The organism is Nocardia sp. NBC_00416 (genome assembly GCF_036032445.1).
In the GTDB taxonomy this organism is placed as follows: Bacteria; Actinomycetota; Actinomycetes; order Mycobacteriales; family Mycobacteriaceae; genus Nocardia.
This window is the reverse complement of record NZ_CP107932.1, coordinates 4,798,497-4,814,142: the sequence shown is the minus strand read 5'-3', so window position 1 is coordinate 4,814,142 and position 15,646 is coordinate 4,798,497. Positions and strand designations below refer to the sequence as shown.

At 66.6% G+C, this 15,646-nt stretch carries 13 protein-coding genes; 11 read left to right on the top strand and 2 right to left on the bottom strand.

The genetic code is table 11. The annotated features are described in order from the left end of the window. Positions 1-49 precede the first annotated feature (49 nt). From OG804_RS20610 to ramB, 8 genes are all read left to right on the top strand, one after another. A complete protein-coding gene (locus OG804_RS20610) occupies positions 50-427 on the top strand; it encodes a VOC family protein (RefSeq protein ID WP_328388915.1) in 378 nt (125 codons plus the stop codon). Between the two features lie 173 nt (positions 428-600). Next, positions 601-1,470 (top strand): nuclease-related domain-containing protein, encoded by an 870-nt coding sequence (locus tag OG804_RS20605; RefSeq protein WP_328388913.1) that lies wholly within the window; start codon positions 601-603, stop codon positions 1,468-1,470. Between the two features lie 169 nt (positions 1,471-1,639). Next, positions 1,640-3,463 (top strand): acyl-CoA dehydrogenase, encoded by a 1,824-nt coding sequence (locus OG804_RS20600; RefSeq protein WP_328388912.1) that lies wholly within the window; start codon positions 1,640-1,642, stop codon positions 3,461-3,463. A 227-nt stretch (positions 3,464-3,690) separates the two neighbouring features. Beyond that, positions 3,691-4,896 carry an inorganic phosphate transporter gene (locus OG804_RS20595; protein ID WP_328388911.1) on the top strand — a complete coding sequence of 402 codons (1,206 nt, stop codon included), beginning with the start codon at positions 3,691-3,693 and terminating at the stop codon, positions 4,894-4,896. A 268-nt stretch (positions 4,897-5,164) separates the two neighbouring features. Continuing rightward, positions 5,165-5,446, top strand: a complete 282-nt coding sequence (locus OG804_RS20590; RefSeq protein ID WP_328388909.1) for a hypothetical protein — start codon at positions 5,165-5,167, stop codon at positions 5,444-5,446. Position 5,447: 1 nt separating this feature from the next. Next, a complete protein-coding gene (locus OG804_RS20585; RefSeq protein ID WP_328388907.1) occupies positions 5,448-5,801 on the top strand; it encodes a DUF3349 domain-containing protein in 354 nt (117 codons plus the stop codon). Positions 5,802-5,803: 2 nt separating this feature from the next. Continuing rightward, positions 5,804-6,091 carry a DUF3349 domain-containing protein gene (locus OG804_RS20580; protein WP_328388905.1) on the top strand — a complete coding sequence of 96 codons (288 nt, stop codon included), beginning with the start codon at positions 5,804-5,806 and terminating at the stop codon, positions 6,089-6,091. A 68-nt stretch (positions 6,092-6,159) separates the two neighbouring features. Next, positions 6,160-7,566, top strand: a complete 1,407-nt coding sequence (ramB, locus tag OG804_RS20575) for an acetate metabolism transcriptional regulator RamB (protein WP_328388904.1) — start codon at positions 6,160-6,162, stop codon at positions 7,564-7,566. A 33-nt stretch (positions 7,567-7,599) separates the two neighbouring features. Here ramB and OG804_RS20570 read toward each other — a convergent pair whose 3' ends face one another. Together OG804_RS20570 and OG804_RS20565 are read right to left on the bottom strand one after the other, a co-directional pair. After that, positions 7,600-8,544: a hexose kinase gene (locus OG804_RS20570; RefSeq protein WP_328388902.1), complete on the bottom strand. Its 945-nt coding sequence runs from the start codon at positions 8,542-8,544 to the stop codon at positions 7,600-7,602. Positions 8,545-8,650: 106 nt separating this feature from the next. Then, positions 8,651-9,652 carry an XdhC family protein gene (locus OG804_RS20565; protein WP_328388899.1) on the bottom strand — a complete coding sequence of 334 codons (1,002 nt, stop codon included), beginning with the start codon at positions 9,650-9,652 and terminating at the stop codon, positions 8,651-8,653. 959 nt (positions 9,653-10,611) lie between these two features. Between OG804_RS20565 and aceA the strand changes: the two genes are divergently transcribed. The 3 genes from aceA (at position 10,612) to metE (ending at position 15,577) form a co-directional block, all read left to right on the top strand. Further along, positions 10,612-11,901 (top strand): isocitrate lyase, encoded by a 1,290-nt coding sequence (aceA, locus tag OG804_RS20560; protein ID WP_328388897.1) that lies wholly within the window; start codon positions 10,612-10,614, stop codon positions 11,899-11,901. Positions 11,902-12,246: 345 nt separating this feature from the next. Continuing rightward, a complete protein-coding gene (locus OG804_RS20555) occupies positions 12,247-13,116 on the top strand; it encodes a 3-hydroxybutyryl-CoA dehydrogenase (RefSeq protein WP_328388895.1) in 870 nt (289 codons plus the stop codon). Between the two features lie 148 nt (positions 13,117-13,264). After that, positions 13,265-15,577: a 5-methyltetrahydropteroyltriglutamate--homocysteine S-methyltransferase gene (gene metE / locus OG804_RS20550; RefSeq protein ID WP_328388893.1), complete on the top strand. Its 2,313-nt coding sequence runs from the start codon at positions 13,265-13,267 to the stop codon at positions 15,575-15,577. Positions 15,578-15,646: the final 69 nt, after the last annotated feature.

Below are 15,646 nucleotides of genomic sequence, written 5' to 3'. Positions count from 1 at the left end.
TACAAATTACTACGTACAGCATACGTAGTTTCTGGAACGTGGAGGTCACATGCGAATCACCGGCTCCGCTCTATCGCTCAATGTCGCCGATCCGGCCGCGTCGGCGGAATTCGTGACCGCGCACCTCGGCTTCACCGAGCAGATGGCGGCCGACGGTTTCATCTCCCTGGCCCATCCCGACTCCGGAATGAACCTCATCTACCTGCGCACCGGCCTGTCCACCTTCAAACCCGAGCGGGCCGCGGGCGCGGCTGGAGACGGGTTGCTGGTGGTATTCGTGGTGGACGAGATCGACGCCGAGTACGCGCGCCTGCGAGCGGCGGGCGCCCCGATCGTCACCCCGATCGAGACCGAGGAGTGGGGTGAACGTTACTTCCAGACAGCCGATTCGAACGGAATCATCTATCAGCTCGTGCAGTGGGTCTGAGGGCCGCCCACGCGGTCTGCGCTGTGTCGCGACCGCGAAATGCGGGCCGATGATTCCCGATTCGCCTGAGCCGCAGGTCAAATGAGTGGTACGAAAGTGGCTGGCGGGCCATGATCGACATGGGGGTCGGTGGTGGCATGAGGGGTAACGACACACGGCAGAGGTAGAGCGCGATGCTGGTGAAGGTCGACGATCGGGCGGAGCTATGCGCGGCCGAACAGGAATTCGTGACATGCCTGCGGCAGTTGCCGACCACCGGACTGGCCGTCGTGGACCTGCGGATCGGCACGCAGCGCGGAACCCGGCAGATCGGTGCGGTGATCTGGACGCCCCAGGGCGTGCTGGTGATCGAAGTGGTCGGGTTCCGGAGCAGGCAGAGCGGCGTGCTGGTGGTTTCCCAGGATCAGCAGTGGCGGGTCGGCGATCTCGCGGCCGATCTGGAACTGGAATTCGGGGTGAACCCCGTGCGGCGGCTGGAGACGGCGGTGCAGGAGGTGCGGCTGACATTCGAGCGCGCCGACTACGATCCCGGCCAGTTGTGCGGGGCGGTGGCCCTGGTTCCCATGCGGGGCGCGGTACTGCGCCCCGGGCGGGAAACGCTGCGGCCCGGACTCGACGTGGTGGTCGGGAATGCCGTCGAGTTCACCGAGCTGCGGATCTTCCTGGAGAATTTCGCGCCGGGACCGCCGCGCTGGACGCTGGGGCGGGTCTGCGCCGCGACCCGGGCGCTCATCGGCTGGGCGCCGGACCGGGCCGAACTCCTCGCTGCCGGTTTCGAGGAAAAGCTGCCGGAGCCGCCGAAGAAGCCGCGTGGGCGGCCGAGCTGGCGTCGCCCGGAAAGTGGTCGCGCCCAGGAACTCCTCGGCTGGGCCGTCCTGGGTGTCGCCGTGCTCGGCATGCTCATGGTGCTGGCCGCGATCATCGGATCCCTGCTGTCGGACGGTCCGGCCTCCGAACCCGCGGCACCCAGCAGCACCATCGCGCCGAGCATGCCCGCGCGCGGAGGTCCGGTGGAGTGCTGGCCGCTGCAACCGGACTGCTGAGCCCGGCGCGGGCCTGCCCCGGGCGCCGGCCGCACGCCGCGGAGCGGGACGCCGAGCCTACGGTTGCGTACCCCGTGCCGGGTCCGGCACGCTTCAGTTCGTACGATGTCAAAAAGCCTGTAACCATGCGGTCGGCTCGACCGCGACCGCACCGACCAGGAGGACGACCGTGGGTCACTACCAGGCGAATCTGCGCGATCTCGAGTTCAACCTCTTCGAGGTGTTCGAACTGGGCAAAATTCTCGACTCCGGCGCGTACGGCGATCTCGACACCGAAACCGCGAAGGAGATCCTGGCCGAGGTGAAACGCCTGGCCGAAGGGCCGGTCGCGGAGTCGTTCGCGGCCGCCGATCGGGACCCGGTGGAATTCGTGCCGGAGACCCATTCGATCACCGTCCCGGAACCGTTGGCCAAAACCGTGCACGCCATCCGGGAGGCCGGCTGGAACCGTCTCGGAAAACCCGAGGAAATGGGTGGTATACCCGCACCCGCGGTGTTGAACTGGGCGGTGAGTGAAATGATCACCTGCGCCAATCCGTCGGCGGTGTTCTTCGATATGGGCGGGATCATGGCCCAGGTGCTGTTCGGAATCGGCAACGAGCAGCAGAAGCATTGGGCCGCAGCCGGTTTCGAGCGACACTGGCAGGGCACCATGGTGCTCACCGAGCCGGACGCGGGCTCCGATGTCGGCGCCGGCCGGACCAAGGCGGTCCAGCAGCCCGACGGCACCTGGCATATCGAGGGCGTCAAGCGGTTCATCTCGGGCGCGGACGTCGGCGATACCGCGGAGAACGTCTTCCATCTGGTGCTGGCGCGGCCCGAGGGCGCGGGGCCGGGCACCAAGGGTCTTTCGCTGTTCTACGTACCGAAGTTCCTGTTCGACCCGCAGTCGCTGGACCTGGGTGCGCGAAACGGCGTGTACGTCACCAATGTCGAACACAAGATGGGCCTGAAATCGTCGCCGACCTGTGAGCTCACCTTCGGTGGCGAGAAGCCGGCCGTCGGATGGCTCGTCGGCGACTCCCATAATGGGATCGCCCAGATGTTCAAGGTGATCGAGAACGCGCGCATGATGGTGGGCGTCAAATCCAGCGGCACCCTGTCCACGGGATATCTGAACGCGCTCGCGTACGCGAAGGAGCGGGTGCAGGGCGCCGATCTGACCCAGATGACGGATAAGACCGCGCCCCGGGTCCCGATCACCCACCATCCGGATGTGCGCCGCAGCCTGGCGACCCAGAAGGCGTACGCCGAGGGGTTGCGCGCGGTCTACCTCTACACCGCGATCCACCAGAACGCCGATGTGGCGGAACTGGTCTCGGGTGTGGACGCCGAGACCGCGCACCGCGTAGACGATTTCCTGCTGCCGATCGTCAAGGGCGTGGGCTCCGAGCGGGCCTACCAGTACCTGACCGAATCGCTGCAGACCCTGGGTGGTTCCGGCTATCTGCAGGACTATCCGATCGAGCAGTACATCCGCGACGCCAAGATCGACTCGCTGTACGAGGGCACCACCGCCATCCAGGCGCAGGACTTCTTCTTCCGCAAGATCATCCGGGACAACGGGGCCGCGGCGGGGCACATCTTCGGTCAGATCACCCGGTTCCTGGACGAGCCCACCGGGCGGCTGGAAGCCGAGCGGGAGCTGCTGCGTGTCGCGCTCGGTGATGTCCAGGCCATGGCGGGATCGCTGACCGGGTACGCCGTGGCCGCCCAGTCCGAACCCACCGAGCTGTACAAGGTCGGGCTCGGCTCGGTGCGATTCCTGCTCGCGGTCGGTGATCTGCTGATCGGTTGGCGGCTGCTGGTCCAGGCGGAGGTCGCCACGGCGGCCCTGGCCGCGGCCGATGACCGTGATCGGCCGTTCTATACGGGCAAGGTGGGGGTCGCGCGCTTCTTCGCGAAGAATGTCCTGCCCACGCTCGGCGCCACGAAGGATGTCCTCGCCGCACTCGACACCGACATCATGGATCTGCCGGAGGAAGCGTTCTGACCTGATCACGGCCCGCGGGGGCCGCGGCCGATGGGCGGCCTCCCGGCGGCTGTGGTCAGCTGGGAGGCCGGTTCGCGCGCCCGGGTGAACCACCGCCGCCGAGGGCGGCGGCGACCGTCTGGCCGGCGATCGACACCGGCCGGGTTCCCACAGGTGATCGACACATTTTCGCAACCATGCGATCCCGCCCGCCGGGGCGGTGCCACCGATGACGCACAATGCAAGGCGTGACGGTTGAGCTGCTGATTCTTCTGGTCGTCATTGTCACGGCGTTGGCTTTCGACTTCACGAATGGTTTCCACGACACGGCCAATGCCATGGCGACCTCCATCGCCACCGGAGCATTGCGCCCCAGAGTCGCGGTCGCGTTGTCCGCGTTCCTCAATCTGGTGGGTGCGTTCCTGTCGGTGGCGGTGGCGGCGACGGTGGCCGAGGGAATCGTGCGATTGAACGAGGTATCCGGGCACGACCTGCTCATCATCGTCTACGCCGGACTGGTCGGCGGCATCCTCTGGAACCTGCTCACCTGGCTGTTCGGGCTCCCGTCCAGTTCATCGCACGCGCTGTTCGGGGGATTGATCGGCGCAACCATGGCGTCGCTCGGATGGAGCGGCGTGGTGTGGATCTCCGACGACGGCGGGGTGATCAACAAGATCGTGATCCCGGCTCTGCTGGCGCCGATCGTCGCCGGTCTGGTGGCCACCATCGGGACCTGGTCGGTGTACCGGATCACCCGGGGCGCCGATCCGGACAAGGTGACCACCGGGTTCCGGTGGGGGCAGGTCGGCTCGGCGTCGCTGGTATCGCTGGCGCACGGCACCAATGACGCTCAGAAGACGATGGGTGTCATCTTCCTGGCCCTGGTCGCCTACGGTGAGCTCGGCCCGGACTCGTCGATGCCGCTGTGGGTGATGGCCGCGTGCGCCTGCGCGATCGCCGCCGGGACCTATCTCGGTGGCTGGCGGATCATCCGCACGCTCGGCAAGAGACTGGTCGACATCGATTCGCCGCAGGGCCTGGCGGCGGAATCGTCCTCGGCGGCGATCATTCTGACCTCCGCGCATTTCGGGCTGCCGCTGTCGACGACCCAGACGGTCACCGGCGCGATCCTGGGCTCCGGCCTCGGCAGGGGCGCGGAGGTGCGCTGGGGAGTCATGGGGCGGATGGTCGTGGCCTGGCTGCTGACCCTGCCTGCCGCCGGGATCGTCGGCGCAGTCTGCTGGGTGATCGCGTACTACATCGGCGGGCTGGCGGGAGTGCTGGTGGTCTTCGCGCTGCTCATCGCGCTGGCGACCCTGATCTATCGGCGTTCGCTGCAGGACAAGGTGTCCAGCGGTAATGTCAACGATCCCCCCGCGGCCGATCCCGGGGCGGCCCATATCCAGCCCGTGCAGCAGCCGCCGGTCGCAGGGTCCACGTCCGAGGAGGCATGATGCGATACCTCCGCCTTCGCTGCGGCCTCCGCGGGCCGCATGTGCCGAGTTCGTTGGAGGCTTCATGATGCGGTACCTCCGCCTTCGCTGCGGCCTCCGCGGGCCGCATGTGCCGAGTTCGTTGGAGGCTTCATGATGCGGTACCTCCGCCTTCGCTGCGGCCTCCGCGGGCCGCATGTGCCGAGTTCGTTGGAGGCTTCATGATGCGGTACCTCCGCCTTCGCTGCGGCCTCCGCGGGCCGCATGTACCGAGTTCGATGGAGGCTCCATGGTCACGGTTCTGACGAATCTGAGATCACTCGGGCAGGTGACGCTGGCGGCACTGGTCCTGGGGGCCGGCCTGCCGATGGTGTTCGCATTCGGTGTGCGGTTGTGGTCGCTCTCGGAGACGGTGGCCCCGGATGGTTCGGTAAGGCGGCGCGCGGTGGCCCGGGTCGGCGCCTACACCTGCCTGTTCGCCGTGGTTGCCGTGGTGATCGCCGGGGTGCTGTTCGTGGCCAAGGCGTTCCTCGCGCACCGGTTCGGGATCCATCTGTTCGGGCAGGCCTGAGATGGCCACCGGAAGTGGGCTGCCACCGGAACGGTCGGGTCTGCTGACCCGGGTGCTCGCGTGGTTGCGGGCCGGATATCCCCAGGGAGTGCCGCAGTCGGACTATGTGGCGCTGTTCGCTGTGCTGCACCGGGATCTGACCGAGTACGAGGTGGTGCTGGTAGCCGAAGAGCTGGTGTACGACCGTGGTGACGGGGAGATCACCCACGACGAGGTCGAAGCCGCCGTCAGCCGCTACGCCCGCGAACAGGCCGGTCCGGAGGACATCGCCAGGGTGGCGTCACATCTGGCCGCCGGCGGCTGGCCGCTGGCCTCGCCGTTGGCCGAGATCGCGCAGTCGGACGAGGACCGCTGACGGTGCCCCATGTCCTCCGCTCGATCGTCGAATGGCTGCGCCGCGGGTACCCCGAGGGCGTCCCGGAATCCGATTACATCCCCTTGGTCGCCCTGTTGCGGCGTCGGCTCACCGATCAGGAGGTCCGGCATATCGCGGCCGAGGTGCTGAACTCGCCGATCCGGTCGGTCAGCCCGACCGATATCGAGGTGATGATCCTCGGGATCACCGACGAGATGCCGTCCGAGGTCGATCTGCGGCGGGTGCTGTCGCATATGGATCCACCGAGTTGGCCCATGGAATCGGACTGACTCCGCCCTCTGTGCAATTCTTGCTAACCCTGATATCGCATCGTGCGAACGCCCCCTAAACTGGACGCATGGCCAAGACTTATGTCGGCGCCCGGCTGCGGCAATTACGTACCGAACGCGGGCTGAGCCAGGTGGCGCTGGCCCAGCAACTGGAGATATCGGCCAGCTACCTCAACCAGATCGAGCACGATGTCAGACCGCTCACCGTGCCGGTACTGCTGCGGATCAGTGAGGTATTCGGGGTCGAAGCGACCTTCTTCTCCCCGCAGGACGACACCCGGCTCATCGCTGAACTGCAAGAAGTGGTGATGGACCAGGAGCTGGCCATCGAAGCCGACGCCCGGGAGATCGCGGAGATGGTGTCGGCGCATCCGAGCATGGCCCGGGCTCTGGTCAATATGCACAACCGCTACCGCAACACCAGTGCCCAGCTGGCCGCGGCCACCGAGGACCGGTTCGCCGACGGCGCGGGCAGCGCCACGATCAGCAAACCGCACGAGGAAGTGCGCGACTACTTCTACCAGCGCCAGAACTACATCCACGAACTCGATACCGCCGCCGAAGAGCTGGCCAACCGGATCCGCTTCCACAACGGCGACGCGCACAGCGAGATCCCGAAGGTGCTGCGCACTCACGGTGTGCGGATCGTGGAACGGATCGATCTCGGTGAGGGCGTCCTGCACCGGTACGACCCCGAACACCAGGTGCTCGAGATCGCGCCACATCTGTCCGGCGGGCAACGGTTGTTCAAATTGGCCGCCGAACTGGCCTATTTCGAATGCGACCGGCTACTGGACAAACTGGTGGAGGAAGGGAACTTCTCCGGCCCGGACGCGCGCAAGCTCGCCATGCTGGGCCTGTCCAATTACTTCGCCGCCGCCACCGTGCTGCCCTACACCTACTTCCACGAGGTGGCCGAGGATTTCCGGTACGACATCGAGCGGTTGTCGGCGTTCTTCGCCCAGAGCTACGAGACCATCTGCCATCGTCTGTCCACGCTGCAGCGGCCCGAACTGCGCGGGGTGCCGTTCTCGTTCGTCCGGGTCGACCGGGCCGGGAATATGTCGAAACGGCAATCCGCCACCGGGTTCCATTTCTCCTCCAGCGGCGGCACCTGCCCGCTGTGGAACGTATACGAGACATTCGCGTATCCAGGGAAGATCATGACGCAGATCGCCCAGATGCCGGACGGCCGGAAATACCTGTGGGTGGCCCGCACTGTCGAACGCCGGGCGACCCGGTTCGGGCAGCCGAGCAAAACGTTCGCGATCGGACTGGGCTGTGAGATCCGGCACGCGGCGCGGGTGGTGTACGCGGACGGGATAGATCTGGGGGAGGCCAACGCGACTCCGATCGGCGCGGGCTGCCGGGTGTGCGATCGTGCCAATTGTCCGCAGCGCGCCTTCCCGCCGCTCGGGAAAACCCTGGATATCAGCGAACACCGGAGTTCGGTATCGCCGTATGTCCTGAAATGAGTTCCGCGGCACTGGTTTCTGGCGTAGGCGGGTTCACCGGTCTGTATCCGGTTTTTCGAGTTCGGTGATCACCACGGTGGGCGCCAGGTGGCCACGCAGTCGTCGATCGATCTCCCCGGCGACCGGGATGACCACCGAGGCGGCCGAGGTCGCGACCGCGTCGACCAGTATCGCCGGCCAATCCGGGGCGTTCGTGGTGGCGAGGGCCGCGATGACCGCGGCGGCTACGGGATCGCCCGCGCCCGTGGGGTTTCCGGTCAAGGGTTCGGGCAGCCGTGCCTCCCACGAACCGTCCGGGGTGACCGCCACCATTCCCCGCGGTCCCCGGGTGATGATCACGGCGCCCACTCCGCGATCCACCAGCGGCCGGGTCGCGGTGACCAGAGCCTCCGGGGTTTCGGGACGGCAGTGGGTGAGCGATTCGAATTCGTCGAGACTGGGCAGCAGCACCACCCCCGGTACCCGGGCGGCCATCCGCAGCGCCGGTCCGTGCAGGTCGCAGACCGTGGGCACTTTCGCGGCCAGGGCGGCATGGGCGATCCGGGCCGGTAGCCCCGGATCGATGCCGTCGGGTAGTGATCCGGCGATCACCAGGCCGGAAATATGCGCCAGCATGCCCGATACCCGCACCTCGAGTTGTTCGGAAGCGTGCGGATTGGAAATGCGCGCGCCGGGTTCCCGCAGGGCGGTCGCGGTGCCGGTCTCGGATTCGCTGATCACCACCGTGCGCCGCACCCACGGCAGCGCGTGGACGAAATCCACCGGCATCTCCGCCTCCGCGGCCGCGGCGAAGGCGTGATCGGCGAACCCGGTGGCGCGGGCGTAGCGACCCAGCTGATTCAGCACCCGGGTGACATTGATGCCCTTGCCGCCGAGACGCTGCTCGACCGAGCGAACTCGATGCGTTCGGCCGCGGCTGAAATTCTCCACGCGGTATGTCACATCGTAGGCGGGATTCATTGTCACGGTGAGGATCACGAGAACCACTGTCCACGAGTGGCGGCGCGGCGCAAGATCGGGCGGCTGGTTCGCGGGGGTGATTTCGGTCGCCACACGAGCGGCGCCGGCCGCGGATGTGTCGCGCTCAGATGGCCGCCTCCGCCGGGAACGGGACCGTGATCCGGCCGAGCCGCCCGTTGCGCGCAGCCACCATTTCCGCGGTCACCGCGAGCGCTGTCTCGGTGGCGGTGGCCGCGCCGATATCCATTCCGGCCGGGGAATGCAGACGAGCCAGTTGCGCCTCGGCGAACCCGCTGGCGCGGAGATCGTCGAGGCGCCGGGCGCTGGAGACGAGTGAGCCGACCGCGCCGATATAGCCCATCTCGGGTAGTCGCAGCGCCACCGTGAGCAGCGGGATCTCGAACTGCGGATCGTGGGAGGCCAGCACGATCCCGGTGGAGGCATCGATCTCTCCCTCGGAGACCAGCACGTTCAGATAGCGGTGCGGCCAATCGCACACCACCTCGGCGCCGGGGAAGGATTCCGGCACCGCGAACGTGGGCCGCGGATCGCAGATGGCGACCCGGTAACCCAGCAGCTGGGCCTGCGCCGAGAGCGCCCCGGTGACGGTATTCGCGCCGAAAACGACGAGCAGCGGGGGCGGGGCGAAGGACGCGACGAAGATATCGGATTGCGGTAGCGACACCAATTCGGTCGCGTGCCGCTTATCGGTGATCAGATGCTGTCCGATCATTCCCGGTTCCGGATTCCATACGACCGTGAAAACAGTTACCCGCCGGTGCGCGGCGATTTCGGCGGCGATGGTCGGGAATTCCGGGAAATGCCCACGGGAGAACGGCTCGGTGAACACATCGATGATGCCGCCCTCGTCGGATCTGTCGCCGCCGGGCACGGTGAGCCGGTGCAGTGCGCGTTGCCCGGTCCGGGCCGATTGCACAGTCGACTCGTAGACGGTGTCCTCTATGCCGGTCGACGCCATGGTCCCGTAGATCATTCCGTCGGGGTCCACGAGTATGGCCGTCCCCACCGGAATATCTACTGGTCCCCCCGTGCGCACGATGGTGGCCAGCCCGCCGGTCCGGCCCGAACCCCACACCTGCAGCAGGTCGTCGACGATGTCGCGCATCAACAGCTCCGATCCCACCGTGCGACGGAGGGCAGGCGCTCACCATCGGCACCCGTCACCGATGACCGCGCACGTGACGGCCACACTAGCGCTGTTCTATGTGAATTTGGCACGCCTGCGAAAATCTCGTCGGACGAGTACATGAATGATCGGCCAAGAGTTGTGTGCCGACACAGTCCCCTTCTGGGCATATTGTGAAATTCTGCGGCTTCACCAGCGGCTTGTTCTCCCCGGCGGCGGGAAGAGAGGCAAGGGGGACTCCACGCGGACGTGTGGGGCGGGCCTTGTTCGGCCGACCCCGTGACCCGACCCCACCGTGTGCACCTCGGAGATCGCCGAGACGATTTCCCGCCGCGCACGGCGGCCTCGTGCACGGCACCCCGGACCCGGCCCGTGACCCCGCGGTCCCCCGATCCAGCCCGACGGTCCGCACCCCCACCCTCGCGGGCAAGCCCACGCCCCACCTCCGCGAGCCTCAGTCCTCAGTCCTCAGTCCTCAGTCCTCAGTCCTCAGTCCTCAGTCCTCAGCTCTCAGTCCCGGGCCACTGCCCCCCAGGTGCTGCCCAGCGACCACAGTCATGCGGCTCACATCTGATGGCGTGTGACCTCAGTTATGAAGGTGCTCACAAGCATGAAGTCGGGTCACGCATACACGCCCGCCCGGCCCCCACCGAAAACAGTACGAGCGTTACGCTAAAACCCCATGTCAGGGCTACTCGTGAGTAGAATTAACGGTGGCTATGTGCTGGCAACTTTTGCAGGCTTAACAAACGTGTTGCCGATCCTAGCTGAGATTCACAGAAGCAACAGGTAGACGACGTTTTCTCCGTATGTCATGGTGTGGAAGTACACCCACTGGGCATTGCAAGCCTGCAAATCGTCGTCCCAGCAGTGCGACGCGGAAACGCCTCGTCGACGCGGACCGACGGACCGACCGAACAAGGAAGTGGAGTCGCAAGATGTCGACCACCGGCACCCCGAAGACCGCCGAGGAAATCCAGCAGGATTGGGACACCAACCCGCGCTGGAAGGGCGTCACCCGCAACTACACCGCCGAGCAGGTTACGAAGCTGCAGGGCACCGTTGTCGAAGAGCAGACCCTCGCGCGGCGTGGCTCGGAGATCCTCTGGGATCTGGTGAACAACGAGGACTACATCAACTCGCTGGGCGCCCTCACCGGCAATATGGCGGTGCAGCAGGTCCGCGCCGGCCTCAAAGCCATCTACCTGTCGGGCTGGCAGGTCGCCGGTGACGCGAACCTCTCCGGTCACACCTACCCCGACCAGAGCCTCTACCCGGCCAACTCGGTGCCCGCCGTGGTCCGCCGCATCAACAACGCGCTGCTGCGCGCCGACGAGATCGCCAAGGTCGAAGGCGACACCTCGATCGAGAACTGGCTGGCCCCGATCGTCGCCGACGCCGAAGCCGGCTTCGGTGGCGCGCTGAACGCCTACGAACTGCAGAAGGCCATGATCGCCGCCGGCGCCGCCGGTGTGCACTGGGAAGATCAGCTGGCCTCGGAGAAGAAGTGCGGCCACCTCGGTGGCAAGGTGCTCATCCCCACCCAGCAGCACATCCGCACCCTGACCTCCGCGCGCCTGGCCTCCGACGTCGCCGAGGTCCCCTCGGTGATCATCGCCCGCACCGACGCCGAAGCCGCCACCCTCATCACCTCCGATGTGGACGAGCGCGACCGTGAGTTCCTCGACGGCACCCGTACCGCCGAAGGCTTCTTCGGTGTGAAGAACGGCATCGAGCCCTGCATCGCGCGTGCCAAGGCCTACGCTCCGTACGCCGACCTCATCTGGATGGAAACCGGCGTGCCGGACCTCGAGGTCGCCCGCAAGTTCGCCGAGTCGGTCCGCAGCGAGTTCCCGGACCAGCTGCTGGCCTACAACTGCTCGCCGTCCTTCAACTGGAAGGCGCACCTGGACGACGCCACCATCGCGAAGTTCCAGCGTGAACTCGGCGCCATGGGCTTCAAGTTCCAGTTCATCACCCTGGCCGGCTTCCACTCGCTCAACTACGGCATGTTCGACCTGGCCTACGGCTACGCCCGCGAGGGTATGACCGCCTTCGTCGACCTGCAGGAGCGCGAGTTCAAGGCCGCCGCCGAGCGTGGCTTCACCGCCATCAAGCATCAGCGTGAGGTCGGTGCCGGCTACTTCGACACCATCGCCACCACCGTCGACCCCAACACCTCGACGGCCGCGCTGAAGGGCTCCACCGAAGAGGGCCAGTTCCACTGAGTTACCGGCGCCGCCCCGGCGGCGCGGGGTTGCGGCCCCTCGCGGACCGCAACCCCTCTGTCCCCGGCCGGACTCGGGCCTGCGAGTCCGAGCCATCGGGACCGATCGTGGTCCTCCGTCAGATGGCGGAGACCCGGACCCGCTACCTCGGTAGGGGTGTACCGCCCCCTCGCAACAGCCCGGCGAGGGGGCTTCGGTCCTTTTGGTCGTGAAAGAAGCGCCGACCTCGACCGCCGCCCACGGCTTACGCTTCTCCCGGACAGCCTGCGGCGGAGTGAAGAACCGGGGTCGACAGGGCCCCGACCCGCCCCGCCGCAGGCGGGGCCAAAAGACACAGGAGCGGACGTGAGCAGCGAAAAGATTCAGCGCGTCGGGGTAATCGGCGCCGGACAGATGGGCGCCGGCATCGCGGAGGTGTGCGCTCGCGCGCATGTCGATGTGCTGGTGTACGAGCAGACCCGCGAACTCGCGGCGGCCGGCCGGTCGCGCATCCTGCGGTCACTGGACCGGGGCGTGAGCAGCGGCAAGATCACCGAACGCGAGCGGGAGCAGGCGGCCTGGCGGCTGCGGTTCACCTCCGACCTCGCCGATTTCGCCGACCGCCAGCTGGTGGTCGAAGCCGTTCTGGAAGACGAGAAGGTCAAGACCTCCATCTTCGCCGAACTCGACAAGGTGGTCACCGATCCGAACGCGGTGCTCGCCTCCAACACCTCCTCGATCCCGATCATGAAAGTCGCCGTGGCGACGAACAGCCCGGAGCGGGTCATCGGGATGCACTTCTTCAACCCGGTGCCGGTGCTGCCGCTGGTGGAACTGGTGACCACGCTCAAGACCAGCGCCTCCGTGTCCGAACGGGCCGAGAAATTCGCCGCCGAGATCCTGGGCAAAGAGGTCGTCCGATCCGCGGACCGTTCCGGTTTCGTGGTGAACGCGCTGCTGGTGCCCTACCTACTCTCGGCCATCCGTATGGTCGAATCGGGATTCGCCACCAAAGAAGACGTCGACAAGGCGATGGTGCTGGGCTGCGCCCACCCGATGGGACCGCTGGCGCTCACCGATCTGGTCGGACTGGACACGGTGAAATCGATCGCCGACTCGATGTACGGCGAATTCAAGGAACCGCTGTACTCGGCGCCGCCGCTGCTCATGCGCATGGTGGAGGCCGGATTGCTGGGTAAGAAAACAGGGGCGGGTTTCTACCAGTACAAGGCGTAGCGGGCGCACCGGCACGGGTCGGGGCCGCCCCCGATCCGCCGGCCGCAGGCGGGGCCGTGAACACGGCGGCAGCGCACGGACATTCGGGTTAGCACAGGGGTAACGATCCGCCCCGGCCGGCGGCGGGGCAATCGATACGGAGGTCGGCATGGTCAACGTCAGTGAAGGGTTCGGCTCGAGCGTTCTCGGATATCCGCGGATCGGCCCACACCGGGAGTTGAAACGCGCGCTCGAGGCCTATTGGCGTCAGGCGATTCCGCGCGAGGAACTGCTCGCGGTCGGGCGCGATATCCAGGAGCAGCAGTTCAACGAACTCGCCGCGACCGGGCTCACCCAGGTTCCGGGCAATACGTTCTCCTTCTACGACCATGTGCTGGACAACGCGCTGTTGTTCGGGGCGGTCCCGTCCCGGTTCGAGGAGTTCCGGGCGGATATGGATCCGCTGGACTTCTATTTCCTGATGGCCCGGGGCCGGCCCGATCTGCCGCCGTTGGAACTCGTGCGTTTCTTCGGGACGAACTACCACTACCGGCAGCCCGAACTCGATGCCGATACCGAATTCTCGCTGCATCCCGAGGCGCTGCTGGACGAATGGGATCGCGCGATGGCCGAGGGCATCGAACAGCGGCCCGTGGTGCTGGGACCGGTGTCGTTGCTGCTGCTTTCCAAAGCGGGAAGTGTGCCGGGTGAATCGGCAGGATTCGACACCATCGAACTGCTGGACCGGCTGCTACCCGTCTACGAGCAATTGTTCGAGATCCTCGCGCGCCGCGGGGCAACGTGTGTGCAGTTGGACGAACCCTGTTTCACCGCCGAGCGCTCCGCCGTCGAACTCGCGGAATTCGAACGCGTCTACGACCAGCTCTCCAAGGCGCCGTTGCGACCCCGGATCCTGGTCACCGGACAGTACGGGGATTTCGGGGAGGCGCTGCGGATCCTGGCGGGTACCGGGGTGGAGGCGATCGGCCTGGACCTGGCCTCCTACCGGATCCGGCCCGAAGATCTGGCGGCTGTTCCGGGTATCCGGCGCAAACGGCTGTACGCGGGCGTGATCAGCGGTACGAACGTGTGGCGCGCCGATCGCTACGTCACCTTGGAATACCTGAACGAACTCGCCGAGGTCTGCCCGGATCTGGTGGTCTCCACCGGGACCACGCTGCTGCATGTGCCCTACGACGTGCTCGCCGAATACGATATCGACGGAAATGTGGCCGACCGGCTCGCTTTCGCGAAGCAGAAAGTGGGCGAGGTCGTTTCCCTCGCCAAAGCGCTCACCGAGGGCCCTTCGGACAAATGGCGCAAACGTCCGGGTGAAGTGCATTTCAAACAGAAGCACGCGGTGCGGCAGCGGGTCTACGCGATCACCCCGCAGATGCGTGAACGCGAACCCTACGCGGTGCGCCGGGCCGCGCAGCAGGAGAAATTACGGCTGCCGCTGGTGCCCGCGGCGACATTGGGCTCGTATCCGCAGAGTGCCGAGGCACGCCAGGCCCGCCAGCAACTGGGCGAGGGTCGGCTGTCCTACGACGAATACCGCAAGAAGATCGAGGCGGAGATCGCGATCACCATCGCCCTGCAGGAGGACATCGGTCTCGATGTTCTGGTGCACGGCGAGCACGAGCGCAACGATATGATCCAGTACTTCGCCGAATTGCTCGACGGTTTCGCGACCACGCATTTCGGCTGGGTGCAGGTCTACGGGTCGCGCTGTGTGCGGCCGCCGATCATCTACGGCGATGTATCGCGCCCGGCCCCCATGTCGGTGGACTGGACCACCTACGCTCAGTCGCTGACAGATAAGCCGGTGAAGGGCATGGTCACCGGCCCCGTCACCATGGTGGCGCGCTCGTTCGTCCGGCAGGATCAGCCGCTGTACGAGACCGCCGATCAGGTCGCGCTGGCCATCCGTGACGAAGTGGTCGACCTGGAGCGGTCCGGGATCGGCATCATCCAGGTCGACGAACCGGCCCTGCGGGAGCTGTGGCCGGCCCGTCCGGAGGGGCGCGCCGAATACCTGCGCTGGGCGATCGGCGCCTTCCGCCTGGCCACCTCGGGCGTCGCGGCCCACACCCAGATCCACACCCACATTCCGTATTCGGGACGCACGGAGATCGTGGAGGCGATCGAACAGCTGGACGCCGACGTCACCGCCATTGTCGCGACCAGGTCCATCGAGTGGGTCCTCAAGGCGCTGGAAGAGGACTACGCCTCCGGGCACGGGCTCAGCCACGGTGTCGGCCCGGGCGTGTACGAGAGCCGTTCGGCCCGGATCCCCGATATCGACGAGCTGGACGAACTGCTCACCGCCGCGGCCGCCGCGGTCGGACCGGAACGGCTCTGGGCCAACCCCGACGGCGGCCTCAAGACCCGCCACCACTGGCAGCTCGACCCGGCGTTGCGCAATATGGTCGCCGCTGCCCGGCGCGTCCGCCGTCGTGCGCAGGCGGAGCAGGAGCAATAGTCGGTGTTCGTCGCCGCCGCCGATGAACACCGTCACTTGTACCGTCCGGACGTTGGCAAACGACGGCAT

What these genes read in the sequence shown, in the direction of transcription:
- OG804_RS20610 (WP_328388915.1), top strand. Translation starts at nt 50, where the DNA reads ATGCGAATCACCGGCTCCGCTCTATCGCTCAATGTCGCCGATCCGGCC.
- OG804_RS20605 (WP_328388913.1), top strand. Translation starts at nt 601, where the DNA reads ATGCTGGTGAAGGTCGACGATCGGGCGGAGCTATGCGCGGCCGAACAG.
- OG804_RS20590 (WP_328388909.1), top strand. Translation starts at nt 5,165, where the DNA reads ATGGTCACGGTTCTGACGAATCTGAGATCACTCGGGCAGGTGACGCTG.
- OG804_RS20585 (WP_328388907.1), top strand. Translation starts at nt 5,448, where the DNA reads ATGGCCACCGGAAGTGGGCTGCCACCGGAACGGTCGGGTCTGCTGACC.
- ramB (WP_328388904.1), top strand. Translation starts at nt 6,160, where the DNA reads ATGGCCAAGACTTATGTCGGCGCCCGGCTGCGGCAATTACGTACCGAA.
- OG804_RS20565 (WP_328388899.1), bottom strand. Translation starts at nt 9,652, where the DNA reads ATGCGCGACATCGTCGACGACCTGCTGCAGGTGTGGGGTTCGGGCCGG.
- aceA (WP_328388897.1), top strand. Translation starts at nt 10,612, where the DNA reads ATGTCGACCACCGGCACCCCGAAGACCGCCGAGGAAATCCAGCAGGAT.
- metE (WP_328388893.1), top strand. Translation starts at nt 13,265, where the DNA reads ATGGTCAACGTCAGTGAAGGGTTCGGCTCGAGCGTTCTCGGATATCCG.